The organism is Brevibacillus sp. MS2.2, assembly GCF_013284345.1.
GTDB classification, from domain to species: Bacteria; Bacillota; Bacilli; order Brevibacillales; family Brevibacillaceae; genus Brevibacillus; species Brevibacillus brevis_C.
Map to the genome: position 1 here is coordinate 33139 of NZ_JABSUZ010000019.1, position 15697 is coordinate 48835.

Annotated in this window: 12 protein-coding genes; 8 read left to right on the forward strand and 4 right to left on the reverse strand. The window is 48.3% G+C overall.

The annotated features are described in order from the left end of the window. Positions 1-7: 7 nt before the first annotated feature. Positions 8-553 (reverse strand): GbsR/MarR family transcriptional regulator, encoded by a 546-nt coding sequence (locus tag HP568_RS17665; protein ID WP_048035365.1) that lies wholly within the window; start codon positions 551-553, stop codon positions 8-10. A 243-nt stretch (positions 554-796) separates the two neighbouring features. On the opposite strand from HP568_RS17665, the gene HP568_RS17670 reads away from it, so the two are divergent. The 7 genes from HP568_RS17670 to HP568_RS17700 all read left to right on the forward strand — a co-directional run bounded on the left by HP568_RS17670 (position 797) and on the right by HP568_RS17700 (position 12614). After that, a complete protein-coding gene (locus HP568_RS17670) occupies positions 797-1888 on the forward strand; it encodes a putative 2-aminoethylphosphonate ABC transporter substrate-binding protein (protein WP_173629790.1) in 1092 nt (363 codons plus the stop codon). 20 nt (positions 1889-1908) lie between these two features. After that, a complete protein-coding gene (locus HP568_RS17675; protein WP_048035364.1) occupies positions 1909-2940 on the forward strand; it encodes an ABC transporter ATP-binding protein in 1032 nt (343 codons plus the stop codon). Between the two features lie 14 nt (positions 2941-2954). Next, positions 2955-4655, forward strand: coding sequence for a putative 2-aminoethylphosphonate ABC transporter permease subunit (locus tag HP568_RS17680; RefSeq protein WP_173629791.1), 1701 nt, complete (start codon positions 2955-2957; stop codon positions 4653-4655). Between the two features lie 40 nt (positions 4656-4695). After that, positions 4696-5478, forward strand: coding sequence for an HAD family hydrolase (locus tag HP568_RS17685; RefSeq protein ID WP_048035362.1), 783 nt, complete (start codon positions 4696-4698; stop codon positions 5476-5478). Further along, a complete protein-coding gene (locus tag HP568_RS17690; protein ID WP_048035361.1) occupies positions 5471-5812 on the forward strand; it encodes a DMT family transporter in 342 nt (113 codons plus the stop codon). Before HP568_RS17685 ends, HP568_RS17690 begins: the two co-directional genes overlap by 8 nt. A 52-nt stretch (positions 5813-5864) precedes the next feature. Next, positions 5865-9761 carry a metallophosphoesterase gene (locus tag HP568_RS17695; RefSeq protein WP_173629792.1) on the forward strand — a complete coding sequence of 1299 codons (3897 nt, stop codon included), beginning with the start codon at positions 5865-5867 and terminating at the stop codon, positions 9759-9761. 177 nt (positions 9762-9938) lie between these two features. Continuing rightward, positions 9939-12614, forward strand: coding sequence for a YhgE/Pip domain-containing protein (locus HP568_RS17700; protein WP_173629793.1), 2676 nt, complete (start codon positions 9939-9941; stop codon positions 12612-12614). 66 nt (positions 12615-12680) lie between these two features. Here HP568_RS17700 and HP568_RS17705 read toward each other — a convergent pair whose 3' ends face one another. Next, a complete protein-coding gene (locus HP568_RS17705) occupies positions 12681-13088 on the reverse strand; it encodes a YybH family protein (protein WP_173629794.1) in 408 nt (135 codons plus the stop codon). 120 nt (positions 13089-13208) lie between these two features. On the opposite strand from HP568_RS17705, the gene HP568_RS17710 reads away from it, so the two are divergent. After that, positions 13209-13559, forward strand: a complete 351-nt coding sequence (locus tag HP568_RS17710; RefSeq protein ID WP_048035357.1) for a winged helix-turn-helix transcriptional regulator — start codon at positions 13209-13211, stop codon at positions 13557-13559. Positions 13560-13602: 43 nt separating this feature from the next. Here the strand turns inward: HP568_RS17710 and HP568_RS17715 are convergent, their stop codons facing one another. After that, a complete protein-coding gene (locus HP568_RS17715; protein WP_173629795.1) occupies positions 13603-14994 on the reverse strand; it encodes an MFS transporter in 1392 nt (463 codons plus the stop codon). A gap of 109 nt (positions 14995-15103) precedes the next feature. Next, the gene (locus tag HP568_RS17720; protein ID WP_048035355.1) at positions 15104-15529 is read right to left on the reverse strand and encodes a MarR family winged helix-turn-helix transcriptional regulator; all 426 of its coding nucleotides are present in this window, start codon (positions 15527-15529) and stop codon (positions 15104-15106) included. Positions 15530-15697: the final 168 nt, after the last annotated feature.

Genomic DNA, 15697 nt, shown 5'->3' on the forward strand with positions numbered 1-15697 from the left:
CTTTTTTCTATTCGGGCTCTTCTTCGAAAAAATCACCTTGTTCCAAGGCGTACACAAAGTTTTGCAACCATTCGTAATACTTTTTTGCATGTCTGAGCTTGTGCAAATCTTGGAGGGCGAGCTTTCGTTCCTCATCAGAGGTACTTTCCTGAAGGACTAGCTCGGTTAATTCAGGCAGTGCTTGGTCGATGGCACCGGTCATCACATCGACTTCGCGCTGTAGCTTGAATGTGAAGAAGTTTTGAAACGCTGTGAAGAAGTTGGTCTCCGCCGCATACAGCTCTTTTCGCTCCTGTTTTTCCTCGAGCTTTTTGACCATGCGAGATTCCATTAAGGATCTCACCGCATAGCTCATGTTGCTTTTGCTCATGTTCATCTGTATTTTCATTTCGTCGAGCGTCATCGGACGATTCTCGAAGAACATGACACCGTAAAGCTGACCAGAAGAATGAGTGGCTCCATACAAGTCCATCGTTTCTGCAATGGCTTCGATCATTTGCTTACGGATATGGAGGCGTTTTTCTTCTGGTACATTTTCCTCGTTCAAAGACATTCGATTATTCACTTCCCTCTCGTGCCACCGTCATCATCATTTCGTTCAATTCTTTTTGTATGATACTTCCATTATAGCAAAAAGTTTTACTACACAGTGATAAAGCTATTGTTAGGAGTATTTACGTAATCTTAATGCTCAATTAACAGTGGTTTCATGGGCGAAACACAATGCGAATGTACAATATTTTTTGAACAGAGATGGTTTTTATCCGATACTTTCTTTCAGAAAAGGAGAATCACCATGAAAATCAAGTGGAATGTGATGGCAGCAACTTTGGTCGTTACGAGTTTGTTGGCAGGCTGCGGAGCACCGAAGACAGAGGGAACAGCATCGAGCAGTGGGCAAAACGGTTCGGAGGCTGCTGTAGCTAACGCATCTGGAGAAATCAATGTGTACACGGCAATTGAAGATGAACAGATCAAGACGTATCTGACTTCTTTCAAAGAGCAGTATCCGGATATCAAAGTAAACATCGTTCGTGACTCCACTGGCATCATGACAGCCAAGCTGATTGCCGAGAAGGACAACCCGCAGGCTGATGTGATCTGGGGACTGGCTGCTACGAGTCTCTTGGTGATGGATGATATGCAAATGCTTGCACCATATGCACCCAAAGGCGTAGATCGTGTACTGCCTGAATTCAAAGACAAGGCCAACCCGCCAAAATGGGTAGGCATGGATATTTGGGAGACAGCCATTATTGTCAACAAAGCAGAGATGGAAAAACGCAATCTGGCTATCCCACAGTCGTACGAAGATTTGGTCAAACCAGAATACAAAGGCTTAATCGCGATGCCTCACCCTGCTTCTTCTGGAACAGGCTACCTGACCGTCAACGCCCTGCATCAGTTGTACGGCAAAGACAAGGCTTGGGCATACATGGACAAGCTGCATGAAAACATGATGGTCTACACGCACTCTGGCTCCAAGCCAGCGAAGATGGCGTCCGCAGGTGAAGCGCCAATTGGTATCTCTTATGGATACAGCGGCATTCAGGAACAGAAAAAAGGAGCTCCAGTCGAAGTCGTGTTCCCGAAAGAGGGATCGGGCTGGGATATGGAAGCGAGCGCGCTCGTAATGAAAAAGGACATCAAGCCAGAAGCTAAATTGTTCCTGGACTGGGCGATCAGCGATGAGCCAATGAAGGAATACAACAAAAACTACGCGATTTTGAGCATCAAGCAAGAAGGAAGTCAAATTCCGGAAGGCTACAAACAAGACCCTGTATCGCAGTTGACCAAGCTGGACTTGTATCAAGCAGCAAGAGACCGCGAAGGCATTTTGAAAGAGTGGGAGCAGAAGTACGGCTCCAAGGCTGAACCGAAAAAGTAAAGAATAAAGGGGCATTTGTGATGGAGCAAGGCTATTTGTCATTACGCAATCTCGCCAAGCGATTCGGGAAGCACACAGCGCTTCAGGACATTCAACTGGACATTGCCAAGAATGAATTCATCTGTCTGCTCGGACCGAGCGGCTGCGGTAAAACAACGTTGTTGCGCATCCTCGCAGGACTGGAAAAAGCGGATCAAGGGAGCGTCGTCATAGCCGGGAAAGACATTACCTCGCTGCCAGCAGGGAAACGGAATTTTGGCATGATGTTTCAATCATACGCTTTGTTTCCGAATTTGACGGTCAGTGAAAACATTGCTTACGGATTGCGTAATCGCTTCTCCAAGGCACAAATTGCTGATCGGGTAGAGGAAATGCTTCAACTGGTTGAGCTGGTAGAACACCGCAACAAAGTCCCGGCTCAATTATCAGGAGGGCAGCAGCAGCGGGTAGCGCTGGCGAGGGCCTTGGCGTTTTCGCCGGACTGCTTGCTATTGGACGAGCCATTATCTGCGCTGGACGCCAAGGTTCGTACCAAACTCAGGAACGAAATTCGTCGGCTCCATCATCAATTCGGGATGACGACGATTATGGTGACGCACGATCAGGAGGAAGCGTTGACGATGGCGGATCGCATCGTGGTGATGAACCAGTCGCGCATCATTCAGGTCGGTACGCCAAAAGAAGTGTACGAGCGTCCCAAAACGCCATTTGTCGCTGATTTTATCGGAGCAATCAGCTTTATCCGGTCGGATAAGCATTCGGAACAGGCTATGCTCGCCATCCGCCCGGAACATGTCCAGTTGCTGCGTGACGGTCATGAAAAAGGTAGACAAGGGATCGTGCGCGAGCTGGAATATCGCGGTACGCATTATCGGATTGTGGCAGAGTTGATCGGTCCACAAGGTACGTTGTTGCAACAGTTTGTCACGATTGATGTCCCGGCACATGCTATGGTGTCTCATCATGTTTGGCCGGATCAAAAAATTGCCTTCACTCTGCCGCCAGAGCATGTCATCCGTTTTGATGATACGGCAGACCTGGCTGTTGGCTAAGGAGCGTACACGATATGGACACCTGGTTAAAACGAATACGCCCTGATGCCAACCAATGGAGCCAAAACGCGATCATCGTCTGCATGACCATCGCGCTGTTGTTCGCCATCCTGCTGCCGCTTGGTGAGCTGGTAATCAAGGCAGTTACGGATCAGGAGGGAAACTTCATTGGGCTCATGCACTTTGCGAATTACTTCTCGACCCCGGCCCTCGTGATGTCATTGTGGAATTCCATTAAGGTGTCGACGGTCACGACGATTATTGCCGTTACGCTAGGCTTCGGATTTGCTTACGCACTGGAGAGGAGTGCGATTCGCGGCAAATGGTTTTATCGGTCTGTTGCGCTCTTGCCGCTATTCGCACCCTCTATGCTGCACGGCTTGGCGCTCACCTACTTGTTTGGCAATCAAGGTCTGATTTCTACCGGATTTTTTGGTCTGTTGCCGGAATTCCGCATAGAGCTCTACGGGCCTATCGGGATTGTGATGGCGGAAGTACTCTATACGTTTCCGCAGGCGTTTCTGATGCTGTCTGTGGCACTCGCAAGTGCAGATTACCGGATGTATGAAGCGGCAGAGACGCTCGGGGCGTCCAAGTGGCGCAGATTTTGGACGGTTACGGTACCGGGTACGAGGTTTGCGCTGATCAGTGCCATTTTTGTCTGCTTCGTCTTGACCTTTACCGACTTCGGGGCTCCCAAAGTGGTCGGCGGGCAGTATAACGTGCTGGCGACAGATTTGTACAAGCAGGTTATCGGGCAACAAAACATGCAAATGGGTGCGGCAGTTGGGGTACTGCTGTTGATACCGGCTGTGATTTCATTCGTGATCGATCGCATCTCCCAGCGTAAACAGAGTGGTTGGTTGAGCGCGAAGTCCATCCCTTACCGAATTGAACGCAACAAACTGCGGGATGGGTTGTTTTACGTACTTTGCTCCGCCGTGTCCACTGTGATTATTAGCATCATCCTGGTTGCTATTTACGGCTCCCTTGTAAAAGTGTGGCCGTACAATCTGTCCATTTCCTTTACACACTACGAAGACTTTTTGGATGGGGAAGGACCGTTTGTGACGAGCTTGCTTATCGCGTTTGCCACGGCTTTGATGGGCACAGTCGCTACTTTTTTGTTCGCGTATCTCATCGAGAAGTCGCGCGGGCATCGTCTGCTGCGTCAGTCAGCGTATTTTCTGTCCATGCTGCCGCTTGCATTGCCAGGACTCGTGCTCGGTTTGATCTACGTATTCTTTTTCAACAATCCGAATCAACCGCTGCACGGCATTTACGGCACGATTTGGATCGTCATTTTGTGTAACATCGTTCACTTCTACTCGGTTTCTTTCCTGACGATGACGTCTGGTCTGAAGAAGCTGGATAGCGAGTTCGAGGCTGCATCGGAATCGATGAATGTGCCTTGGTATCGGACATTGCTGCGCGTTACAGTTCCGCTGTCATTGCCGACGATTTTGGAAGTATTCCTCTACTATTTCATCAACAGCATGGTGACAGTCTCGGCCATTATTTTCTTGTATGCCCCAGATCTGAAACCGGCTGCCGTTGCGATTGTGAATAAGGAGGACTCAGGCGATATCGCGCAAGCTGCTGCGATGTCTACGTTAATCATCGTAGCGAATCTGCTGGTACGTACCGCGATCATGTGGATTTCAGGCAAGATTCAGAAAAGAACGGATGCGCTTCTTGTCAGGACGAAAGAGTAGAGCCAAATCCGATTCAAAATGGAATGCAGGTGGAAAAAAGATGCCCGACTTACTTGTTAACAACAAGAGATATACGGTCAAAGCGATTTTGTTCGATAAGGATGGTACTTTGCTGGAGTTTGTGCGGCTCTGGGGGTACTGGAGCGAATCCGTACATCGTCATTTTGCCAGCCAGCTACCGCAGCCGAGCCAGATCGCTCCTCTTGCAGAGCTGTGGGGAACTGTTCACGACGAAGACGGGCACGTATGCGACTACAGCATCAATGGTCCGTTAGCGATGGGCTCGACTGGCGATTTGCTTGCGATCCTGGCATGGCAGGGATATCGTCAGGGACTATCGTGGGGAGAATCCATGCGACTCGCTAGAGAGTGCAAGGACCGAGCTTATCAGGATATGGAGCAGACTCGTCCTGCCTATCCCATTGGGGGGCTGATCCCGTTCCTCGAACAATGTCGCGACCACGGCATGTTTATGGGGATTGTAACCGCAGACGAAACAGAGGAAGCGATCAAGCATATGGAATGGATGGGCATTCGCTCTTATTTTCCAGTCATTATCGGGAATGATCAGGTAGAGCGTGGCAAGCCTTATCCGGACATGGTGCTAAAAGCTTGTACCCAATTGGGCTTGAAGCCGAGAGAGGTCGCTGTTATCGGTGATACGAGTGGCGACATACGCATGGGGAAAAGTGCAGGGGTCTTGGTGACCATTGGCATTGTGAGCAAGGAAGACTCGTCTGACCGTATGCAAATCCTGGAGGAAGCAGAAGCGGTGATTTCCTCCTATGCGCAACTGAAGGTTGAGGCATCGCGGCATGAATGAGGGGATCGGGTGGGGATGGGTTCTCCTCGCATTCGCTATTCTGTTGGAGCTAGCAGGTACGACTTCGATGAAGCTATCTGCGGGCTTTACCAAGCTGTGGCCATCCATTCTGATGTTTCTGTTGTACGGTGCCAGCTTTACTCTGCTTAATTTCGCACTCAGCTATATACAGGTCGGAGTCGCTTATGCGATCTGGTCTGGTGTCGGGATTGTTTTAATTACATTCGTCAGTATTTTCTTATTCAAAGAAATGATCAATCTTCAGCAAATGCTCTGGATGTCACTCATTGTGATTGGTGTCATTGGTCTGAAAGTCAGCAGCAAGGTCGTGTAAAAATCATCAGTCGGACTCTATCAATCTGATCGAAATGAGGTGTGCGTTTATTATGAAAGTGATAAACAAAACGATGTCAATGGTACTGGGTGTTACGGTTGCCTTCATGGGAATGACTCAACCTTTTATGATCCAAGGCGTTCAGGCAGCAGGAGAGCAAACCGTCACGATGGACAAGCAAACCTATTTGTATGGTCAACCGATTTCCTTGGCGTATACAGGAGCTTCTCTGAAGGATTGGATCGGACTGTATAAAGCAGGTGCCATTCCACAGGGAAGCAATCCTTCTCTCACTTGGCAATACACGAGTGCAAACGGTCAGCCAAATGGTGCGATGAGCTTTACGAAGTCATTGCCAGCAGGTGAGTACGAGGCACTGTACATGCAAAATGACGGCTACAACATTTTTCAGCGGGCTCCTTTTTCGATCATTACCTTGAATCCTCCTGCGGGCATTACTTTTGTCGATACAGATGACGATGCAGACCAGATCGCAGGCGATGTGAAAATCAAAATCCCTGCCGATCCTGCGAATGTGACTCATTACAATCTGTACTGGGGAAATGATGTCGGAAAGCTGCCAGGAGAGCCGATTATCGCACAAGTGCAGCCTCCAACTATGCCTGGTGAAACGTATGCGACCTATACAATCCCAGCTAACACGGTCATTCCAAAGGGCGCGACGAAGCTCCTCGCTTACTCGGATTCAACTGCGGGTGAAACGACTGCGAGCGCAGAGTTTACGATCCCGGGAATGGTGAAAGAGAAGCCATTGGTCAGCTTTGAAGTCATCACTGACATGCATGTGCAAACCAGCAAGGATCACGTTCATAATAAAAACCTCGAAGATGCCTTCAAAGATATGATTGCGCTGAATCCGGACAGTGACGGTCTCATGACCATCGGGGACAATACGGAGAACGGAACCGAAGCGCAATATATGGAGCTGGCCCGGATTTTTAACATGTACAAGGACCAACTCCCGGAAACGTATTTTGTGCAAGGGAACCACGATGTTCGCTGGGGGGACTGGACGCAATTTTCCGAGCTGTTCCACAAGTACACCAACATGAAGTCCAGCTACTACAATGTGTGGATTAATGGCTACCAATTCATTTTTCTGGGCACGGAAAAAGGGTTAAAGGACTACTCGTACTTATCAGAAGCACAGTTGAAATGGCTGGACGAAAAACTGTCCGAGTCTGGGGGCAAGCCGACCTTCATCTTCCACCATCAACCGTTGAAAAATACGGTAGCAGGTGCGAACGTTGGCTATCTCAAAAGCAATTACTGGTATGGTGTCAGACAGGATAAGGAAATGAAAACGATCTTGTCCAAGCATCCAGGGGCCTTCCTGTTCAGCGGACATACGCACTGGGAGCTGGGTGCGAAGGATACGATGTACAACGCCAAATACGCTACGATGTTTAATGCGGGCGCTACCTCTTATTTGTGGACAGACGCCAATACAGGCAAGGACGGAAGCCAAGGATTTTTCGTGGAAGTGTACGAAGATAAAGTGCTGGTAAAAGGAAGAGATTTTAAAAACGACACATGGATCGCCAATGCGCAATTCGAAATCGATCTTTCCGAGAAAATACCAGTGGTAGACCCGGCTACCGACCCGGATTTGACCATCAGCAATCCTACCGTTCATATGGTCAAAGAAAAATATCTGCCAACAGAAGCTGTTGAGGTTGCTTATACCAGCTCTGTACTAGAAGACTGGATCGGTATTTTCCCTGTAGGAACCAAGCTCGGGAAAAATGTTAAACCAATCGCGATGCAAAAAACGAAAAGCGTCAAGCAGCCGGATGGAACGATTTCGTTCAAGGATTTGAATTTGGCTCCTGGCAAGTACGATGCCATTTATGTCGGGGAAGCAGAGTATCGAACAGATAACGACAATCTGGAGCTGGGCCGCGTCACCTTTACTATTATCGATGAGACGCAGGCACAAGCACCACAGGCGGTATCCTTCACCGATGCGGACACGAACAAGGGCGTGATTGGCGGGGATGTCACGATCACTCCTGCGGCAAATGAAACGAACATTGACGAGTATGTACTTTACTGGGGCAGCGATGAAGGCAAGCTGTCCGGGCAATCTGCAATCGCATCTGTAGCCAAGACAGGCGATAAGGTCGTCTACGCGATCCCGAATGGTACGGCGATCCCAAATGGCGCGACGAAAATTCTCGCTTTCTCCAAGCAAAAGGACACAGAGTCTGAGGACTTTGCCCAAACAGCTCTGAAGGATGCTTTTACCCAAGTACCACCAGTCACACCACCAGTAGAACCGCCTGTCCTCACGCCAGATGAGCAGTTGCGCCAAGCCAATCGCGCTGCTGCTGAGGTGATTAAGAATGCGACAGATGAAGATGTAGTAGAGAAGCAAGCAGAGAATGCGATCAAGCAATTGTCCAAGCTGATCAAGGACGACCAGCTCAGTGATTCTACGCATCTTGCTTTGGTTTCCGACGCAACGAATACTGTGTTGGCCGCAATGGTTTCCAAATGGAAAGAGGATATCATCGATGAGGATCAAGTGTTAGAACAGACCTACTCGTTGTTGAAGGATGCTTTCTTGCCAGTGGTAGATGAGATCGAGAAAAACGATCAAGAACAATGGGAGCAAGCAGTCAAAGTCATGGCTCATGTAGCAGAGACGACGATTGCCAAGCTGGATAAAGACGATCTCTCTGAAAAATGGGTGAAAAAGCTGAAAGAACCGATCGCGGAGCTTTTGACACAAGTCAGCACAATCGAAGCAGACGATAGCGAAAATACGGAGAAGGTAGTCGCTCAGATCGAACGTTTTGCCCAAGCAGTAGAGACACTTGAGACAGCACTGGACGAGCAAGCATCACTGTTTGGTTTGGAGAAGACAATCGAGATTCGCATGGACGGTACTCGTCATGAAGTGCGTACAGCGAAAAAATCGAAGGAAGAAGAAAAATCTTCGCTGACACTAAGTGGTGATATCGTAGATGCATTGGCACAAAAACAAATCAATGTAGCCTTGGTGAACAAGGATGACGTAGGTGTGTGGCTGTCCAGCGAGCTTCTCGCAGAGCATGACGGTGCGGATATCCACGTCGAGATATCGAAGTCGGAAGACATCAAAAAGCCTTCGAAATCGGGCAATGCCAGCGACATGTACGAAGTTCGCCTGGAAGCAGACAACAAGGAATTGAAGCGCTTTGACAGCGAGACTGTCCGCATGATTTTGCCTTACGAGAAAAAGGATAAGTATTTGACGGCTCATCATTATGATGAAGCGGAGAAAGAATGGAGCAGCCTCAAGACTTCCAAAGGAAAAACAGTAGAGGTTATCAAAACGGGGGACCGCGCAAGCTTTGATATCGAAAAGCCAGGTATCTACATGGTAGCGAGTGCAGGTCTGCAAAGCGTGAGAGTTACGCCAAGCAAAGCAACACTGTTGCCAGGAGAGAATCTCCAGCTTCAAGTAACAGGATCGTTCTCGAACCGCACCAGGCAGGATCTGACCGATGGCGAGAGCGGAACGGTTTATGAATCTGACAACGATAGCGTCACTGTTGACGAAAACGGATTGATTGAGGTTTCCGAGGATGCGCGACCGGGCAAGAAATTTACAGTCAAGGTGACAAACGGAGAAAAATCGTCCAAAGTGACCTTCTCGATTGCGGAAATCAAAAGTATCAATCTATCCACCAAAAAGAGTTCAGTGAAGCCTGGTGATACGGTTCAAATGATCGTGTGGGCTAACATGACAGACCGCAGTGGACGAGAAATGACTAAGGAAAGCACAGGAACAACTTACCATGTAGTAGAGGAAGAATATGCGGTGATTAGCGAGGATGGTCTGGTAACAGTTCATGAGGATGCACCAGAAAAAACCACGTTGACGATTGTTGCACAGAACGATGGTCATACGAGCGAGTACAAGTTAAAAGTGAGAAAATAGAGGTACCGATTTACTAGGAAAAGCCCGACCAGTGATGGTTGGGCTTTTTTCCATTATAAATTGGCGTGCAGCAGATCATGCTACTACTGACAGCTCATTCCCGACCATTTCCTTTCATGGTAAACTGTCATGTAAGTGTCATGCTTCATCCATTCTTTCCTACCAGGTGGTACATACATGCGGTCTATATGGAAGATTTACAAAACGGACTGGATTAACATTTTCAAGGTCCCAACCGGGATTTTTCTGATCATCGCCATCATTCTCCTGCCTTGTTTATACGACTGGATCAACATCAAATCAGTATGGGACCCTTACGCCAATACGCAAGGTGTCAAGGTGGCGGTGACAAGCGAGGATCAGGGAGCCACGGTTGGTGATCAAAAGGTCAACATCGGAGACGAGCTCGTAAAAAGCTTGCATAACAACCAGAAACTAGGGTGGACCTTTGTGGACAAAGAAGAGGCCAGACGGGGAGTGGAGCGGGGCGATTACTATGCCAGCATCCTGATCCCGGCTGATTTTTCCACAAAGATCACCGGAATTGTCCATGGCAACCTGAACAAGCCCGAAGTGATCTATACAGTCAATGAAAAAGTGAACGCCGTCGCACCCAAAATCACCTCGTCAGGTGTTTCAGCGATTGCCAAGCAGATCAACGAGAGTTTTACGGAAAGCGTCAGTGAAGCTTTGCTGACGAAGCTTACAGAGATCGGTATTAAAATTGAAGAGCAATTGCCGACCATCCGCAAAATCGAGAGTGGCGTTTTCCAACTGGAAAAGAACCTACCCGAGATTCGTGCCGCAGGGCAAAAAGTATTGGAGATTGAACAGAAACTTCCTGAGATTCACGAGAAAGCGCAGATCATTCTGGAAGTGGAAAAAAGAATCCCGGAGATCAATCAAGCTGGGCAGGCCGTGCTCAAAATTCAGCAAAACTGGCCGAAAATCAATGAAGCGGCGTCTGTCATTATCGCGATGGAAGACAAGCTGCCGGTAATTGAGCAAGCCGTTGGACGAATGGAAGAGCTGGATCAAAATTTTGATAAAGTCGCAAACGCCGTGACTACGGCCACAGAAAAAGCGAATAAGGCTATTGAGATCGTTTCGGCTGCGCAACAAGCGTTGCCGCGTATCGCTGATCTGACTGATAAGGGCGCGGCTGTTGCCGATCAGCTCAATGACTTTTTTGCGAAGCATGATGGTGCCTTTGAAACGATTGCACCGCTGATCAAGCAAAATCTCATCTTAGCTCAGCAAGCATCGGATGCGCTCACACAACTCACAGACAGGCTGTTGCAAATCAATCCGGATCGCCTGCCTACTGCGAGTGAGGTAAATGCCGTAAAAGACAGGTTATCCAGAGCCGTGAATGTTCTGGGGCATACCGCATCGCTCGTAGAGAAAGTAAATAGTTATATTCCTGGACAGCCATTGAGTCATTTCACAGAGAGGCTGCGCACGATTGAGAACAGAATGAACCGGCAAATCGAGATTCTCGGCATGATTGCAAGCGCGCTGGAAAACGGCAAGCAGCCGGCGAAAGATTTGGTGGAGAGCTTGAATCAGCTCTCGAAAAACACCAGCGCGGAATTGGGAGACATTCTGTCCCGTTACGATAGTGAAATCGTCCCGAAAATATCCGAGGGCATTGATAGGCTGAAGGTGATCACAGGAGAATCCGCCGATCTACTGCATAAGGCCCAAGAAAAACTTCCGGATATCGAAGCGATTCTCCAAGAGACAAAAACGGGCTTGGAGCTGGGATTGGCAGAATTGAAACGAATCCAGCAGGAGATGCCGCAAATACGGGCGCAAGTCCACGAGCTCGCACAAACGCTCCGAAGCAAGTCGGATGCTTTTGCAAATGCCATTCGCGTAGCAGCGCCATTCCTGAAGGGCAATCTTCCTACAATTGGGAAAAAGCTCGACGAGGCAGCGGCATTTGTCCAGAACGATCTGCCCAAAGCGGAGGTGGATTTGACCAAGCTGGCTGATTTTGTGCGCTACAAGCTCCCGGAGGTGGAGGCAGGAGTCCACAGAGTTGCTGCATTGGTTCGCGATGATCTGCCTAAGCTGGAGAGTGCCATTGGGCAAGCAGCAGACAAGCTGAGAGAGGTCGAGGCGAACAACAACTTCGCCGACCTTGCCAAGCTATTGCGCGGCGACATTAAAAAAGAGAGCGAATTCCTCGCAAGTCCCGTGCAGATCAAGGAAAACCGCCTCTACCCGATACCGAATTATGGTTCAGCCATGTCACCATTTTACGGTGTGCTCTCTCTTTGGGTAGGTGCGACCTTGTTGATTTCCTTGTTGAAGCCGAATGCGGAAAATCCAGACGGAGTGTACAAGCCGTATCAGTTGTACCTGGGTCGCTTGGGAACTTTTGCGACCATCGGGCTGCTTCAGGCGTTGTTCGTCACGCTCGGTGATATTTACATTCTGGGGGCCTATGTAGCGGATAAAGCTCCGTTTGTGTTATTCGGTATGCTGATCAGCCTGGTGTTCGTCACGATTACGTACACGCTGGTGTCCGTGTTCGGCAACGTGGGTAAAGGCATAGCGATCATCTTCATGGTTTTCCAATTCTCCAGTTCGGGGGGGACGTTCCCGATCAGCATGACTTCACCGTTTTTCCAAGCACTGAACCCATACATGCCTTTCACGTATGCAATCAGCCTGTTGCGTGAAGGGGTGGGCGGCATCCTCTGGGAAACGGCGATCCGGGATATACTCGTACTATTCGGCTTTATCGGTATCAGCCTGTTTGTGGCGCTCGCGCTGAAGCGTCCGTTGAGCGGAATCATTGAAAAGTCGATGGAGAATGCGAAGAAGACCAAGATTATTGGGTAAAGGATACACGGATATAGTTGTACAAATTGGTAAGAGGACACCTACTGCTGGTGCCCTCATCTTTTTTTATGAGATAGGCTGATTCGCGCCAAATGGATGATCGACAACATACAGCCAACTACCATCTGGCTGCTTTCGTACGATTTCAGAGGTGTGCCCTTCTATTTTCATGGCATTGCCTGCGTCATCTGTGGTATGAATGATAAAGTGAGCCCGTAATAAAGCAATATTTTCAAACGGAATACAAAATACATTGGTGGAAACCATCTTACCTTGTACTTGGAGTAATTGCTCCAGTTTTTGGCGGATTGGCTCGATTCCTTGGCTCTGCTCGTTGTCTTGCGTAATGAGGATAGCCTGCGGTTCATAGAGAGTAAGAAGATTCATGATGTCCCCGGAATTGAACGCTTCTGCGAAGGCAGGGTTCATATCTTCCGGGTTTATGACTGGTTGAATGCGTTGAGAAAATGGCATAGGAACGCTCCTTTTTGGCATCGTTAAGCTTCCTGTTAAGCATAGCTCGAGGCAATCAGAGCGAAAAGTACGCACAAAAAAATGACCTAGTCATAAAAAGCTGACTATTGGGAGGTCGAGATGCCGTATCAAGATGACCAGTTTGGATGTCCTGTCGAGGTAGGGCTCCATTTGATGAGTGGAAAATGGAAGCCTCGCATTATTTATGAACTGCTCAAGGACAAGAGACGATTTGGAGAATTGCAAAGGTTGATCCCGGGAGTATCGCGACAAGTGCTCACCGTGCAGTTGCGAGAACTGGAAAACAGCGAAATCATTGCACGACATGTGTACCCGACCGTGCCGCCAAAAGTAGAATACTCGTTAACGGACTTTGGCAAAAGCTTGGCTCCCATCTTGGAGCAGATGATAGGAGTCGGAGAACAGTACATATCCAGACAAAAAAAGAAAGACATGCCACCTGAAAAATAACAATAGGAGGCATATCCTTTCTACACGAGTAAAGGACACCTTTTTAAGGTGTCCGTTTTTCTTGAACAGGTACGGAACGAGTCGCCAGTCGTGCAGCAGATGCCAGCCCGAGTAGAACGATGAACGTCTGAAGGAGCAGGGAAACGGTAATACCAACAGAAAGTGAAAACGCAAAGGCAGTCATCACAGACACGATGGCTCCTCCTACCCCAATGACAATCGCTGGTGTGAACGTATCAGCAATAGATATTTCAGCAGATACTTTTCCTTCTTCACCAGGCTTTGCAAGAGAAAACGCAATGGCACCGCTTGTCGGGTGAGCCAAACCGATTCCGAAGCCCATAATGATCTGGCTAACAATCGCGACCACGATACCGAAAAGGTCTTGTTGAATCAACGTCAGCGGTACAGTGCAAGCGACTCCGATGAGCATAATGACGAGACCGATGATGATTCGTTTTTTTCGACCGGCTCCTTGGTCTTTTTTGTCCAGCTTTGCTTGTACATTGGCTGCCAGCGACCAACTGATTGCTGCCGAGGCAACCGCTAAACCAGCTTTGTCCGCGGTTAATCCTAGAATCGAGGTAAGTCCCAGGACGAGATACGTTTGTGTGCCGTAATAGGCAGCGACAAAAAGCCCCCGGGACGCGATGACAGCAGGTAAGCCTGGACGTGCGAGGAGCGTTCCTTTAGGCATCAGCTTATACAATGGGACACTAAGGGTGAGCAAACCCGCGATGGATAACAGGAAACCGTAGATCGAGGGAATTTTGCCGAGTCCAAAAAGCAAGGCACCAGTCCCTAGGGCCAAGAAAAAAGGCAGAAGAAGACTACGATTGTTGGCCGCGCTTGCTTTTGGCGGCTGTAAGCCTCGGAAAGAGGGGGTGGTTAAGAGTGCAGACAGAAAGATAAAGGGAAGGATCAACCAGAAGACATATCTCCACGACAACTGTTCGGCAATAATCCCGGCAACATACGGTCCGAACAGGCCTGGAAGGATATAAGCGCTGGAGAAGACAGCAAGAATCTGTGGGCGAAGGGAATCAGGGTAACGCAAAGTAATCATGGTATACACGCAATTGACCAAGGCACCGGCTCCGAATCCTTGCATCACTCGCCCAAGCAGTAAAGTAAGCATGTCTGGCGCGATTGCAGCAACTACAATGCCAAGAGCAAAGAGCACGATCGTGACAATAAAAGGCTGGGCAGGCCCTTTTCTATCGACGAATTGACCTGTGACTACGGTTCCAATCAGTTGAGCCAACAAATAAGCGCTGAATACCCACCCATAAAGATCCTCACCCTGTAGCTCTCGGGAAAGACCGGGGGCGATTGTCGTGACAGCCAAGCCTTCAAATGCTGTAGCAGTCACCACAAGAATAATACCAATCGTCAACGCTCGGTAATGCGTGCTCCAAATCCCTTCTGTGCTCATTATTTTCACTCCTTTTTTGTATATAGTTTGTTTTGAAAGTTGTTATAAAAACTGTTGCTACAACAACTAATTATATACAAAAAGTGACATCCTGCAATGGTTTTTATTTTTACAAGTTTTTTACGTTCTCATAAATGATATTGAGTGTTCTTCGAAATTGGTTCACTTCTTCTTCGGTCAATCCTGCAATGGTTTTCTCGTACGCTTCAATGGAGGGAGGAAGCACCTCGTCTTTTAAAAGTCGTCCTTTTTCCGTCAGATAGACACGAAGGGAGCGGCGATCCTTTTTATCTGTTTCGCGATGAATGAACCCTCTTTCTTCCATGAGAAAAAGCATCCGCGCTATATTCGTTTTATCCTTGTAGGTGCGATCTGCCAACTCGTTTTGGGTCAGACCTTCTTCTTCCCATAACACGACAAAAATCATCCACTGATCGATGGTGATGTTATACGGATTACATACTTTTTGGTAATAGTTGTTCAGTTTTAAATCCGTTCGTTTCACGATGACGCCGATATACTCATCCAATTTCATTGAGAAACCTCCTAGGTTAGGCAGTCAGGGCAACTGTTGATAAGACAACTATAAGGATGCTTCCGACAAGTGTCAATTTGCAGGGCTGATATGTTGAACGCATGAAAAAGCCAAATTTGCTCAAAATAACAAGCGGGATTCACTACTTACCAAAAAAGGAGAAGGAAT

Excerpts from the sequence above, each read along its gene's own strand:
- HP568_RS17665 (WP_048035365.1), bottom strand. The coding sequence starts at position 553 with ATGTCTTTGAACGAGGAAAATGTACCAGAAGAAAAACGCCTCCATATC.
- HP568_RS17670 (WP_173629790.1), top strand. The coding sequence starts at position 797 with ATGAAAATCAAGTGGAATGTGATGGCAGCAACTTTGGTCGTTACGAGT.
- HP568_RS17675 (WP_048035364.1), top strand. The coding sequence starts at position 1,909 with ATGGAGCAAGGCTATTTGTCATTACGCAATCTCGCCAAGCGATTCGGG.
- HP568_RS17680 (WP_173629791.1), top strand. The coding sequence starts at position 2,955 with ATGGACACCTGGTTAAAACGAATACGCCCTGATGCCAACCAATGGAGC.
- HP568_RS17685 (WP_048035362.1), top strand. The coding sequence starts at position 4,696 with ATGCCCGACTTACTTGTTAACAACAAGAGATATACGGTCAAAGCGATT.
- HP568_RS17690 (WP_048035361.1), top strand. The coding sequence starts at position 5,471 with ATGAATGAGGGGATCGGGTGGGGATGGGTTCTCCTCGCATTCGCTATT.
- HP568_RS17695 (WP_173629792.1), top strand. The coding sequence starts at position 5,865 with ATGAAAGTGATAAACAAAACGATGTCAATGGTACTGGGTGTTACGGTT.
- HP568_RS17700 (WP_173629793.1), top strand. The coding sequence starts at position 9,939 with ATGCGGTCTATATGGAAGATTTACAAAACGGACTGGATTAACATTTTC.
- HP568_RS17705 (WP_173629794.1), bottom strand. The coding sequence starts at position 13,088 with ATGCCATTTTCTCAACGCATTCAACCAGTCATAAACCCGGAAGATATG.
- HP568_RS17710 (WP_048035357.1), top strand. The coding sequence starts at position 13,209 with ATGCCGTATCAAGATGACCAGTTTGGATGTCCTGTCGAGGTAGGGCTC.
- HP568_RS17715 (WP_173629795.1), bottom strand. The coding sequence starts at position 14,994 with ATGAGCACAGAAGGGATTTGGAGCACGCATTACCGAGCGTTGACGATT.
- HP568_RS17720 (WP_048035355.1), bottom strand. The coding sequence starts at position 15,529 with ATGAAATTGGATGAGTATATCGGCGTCATCGTGAAACGAACGGATTTA.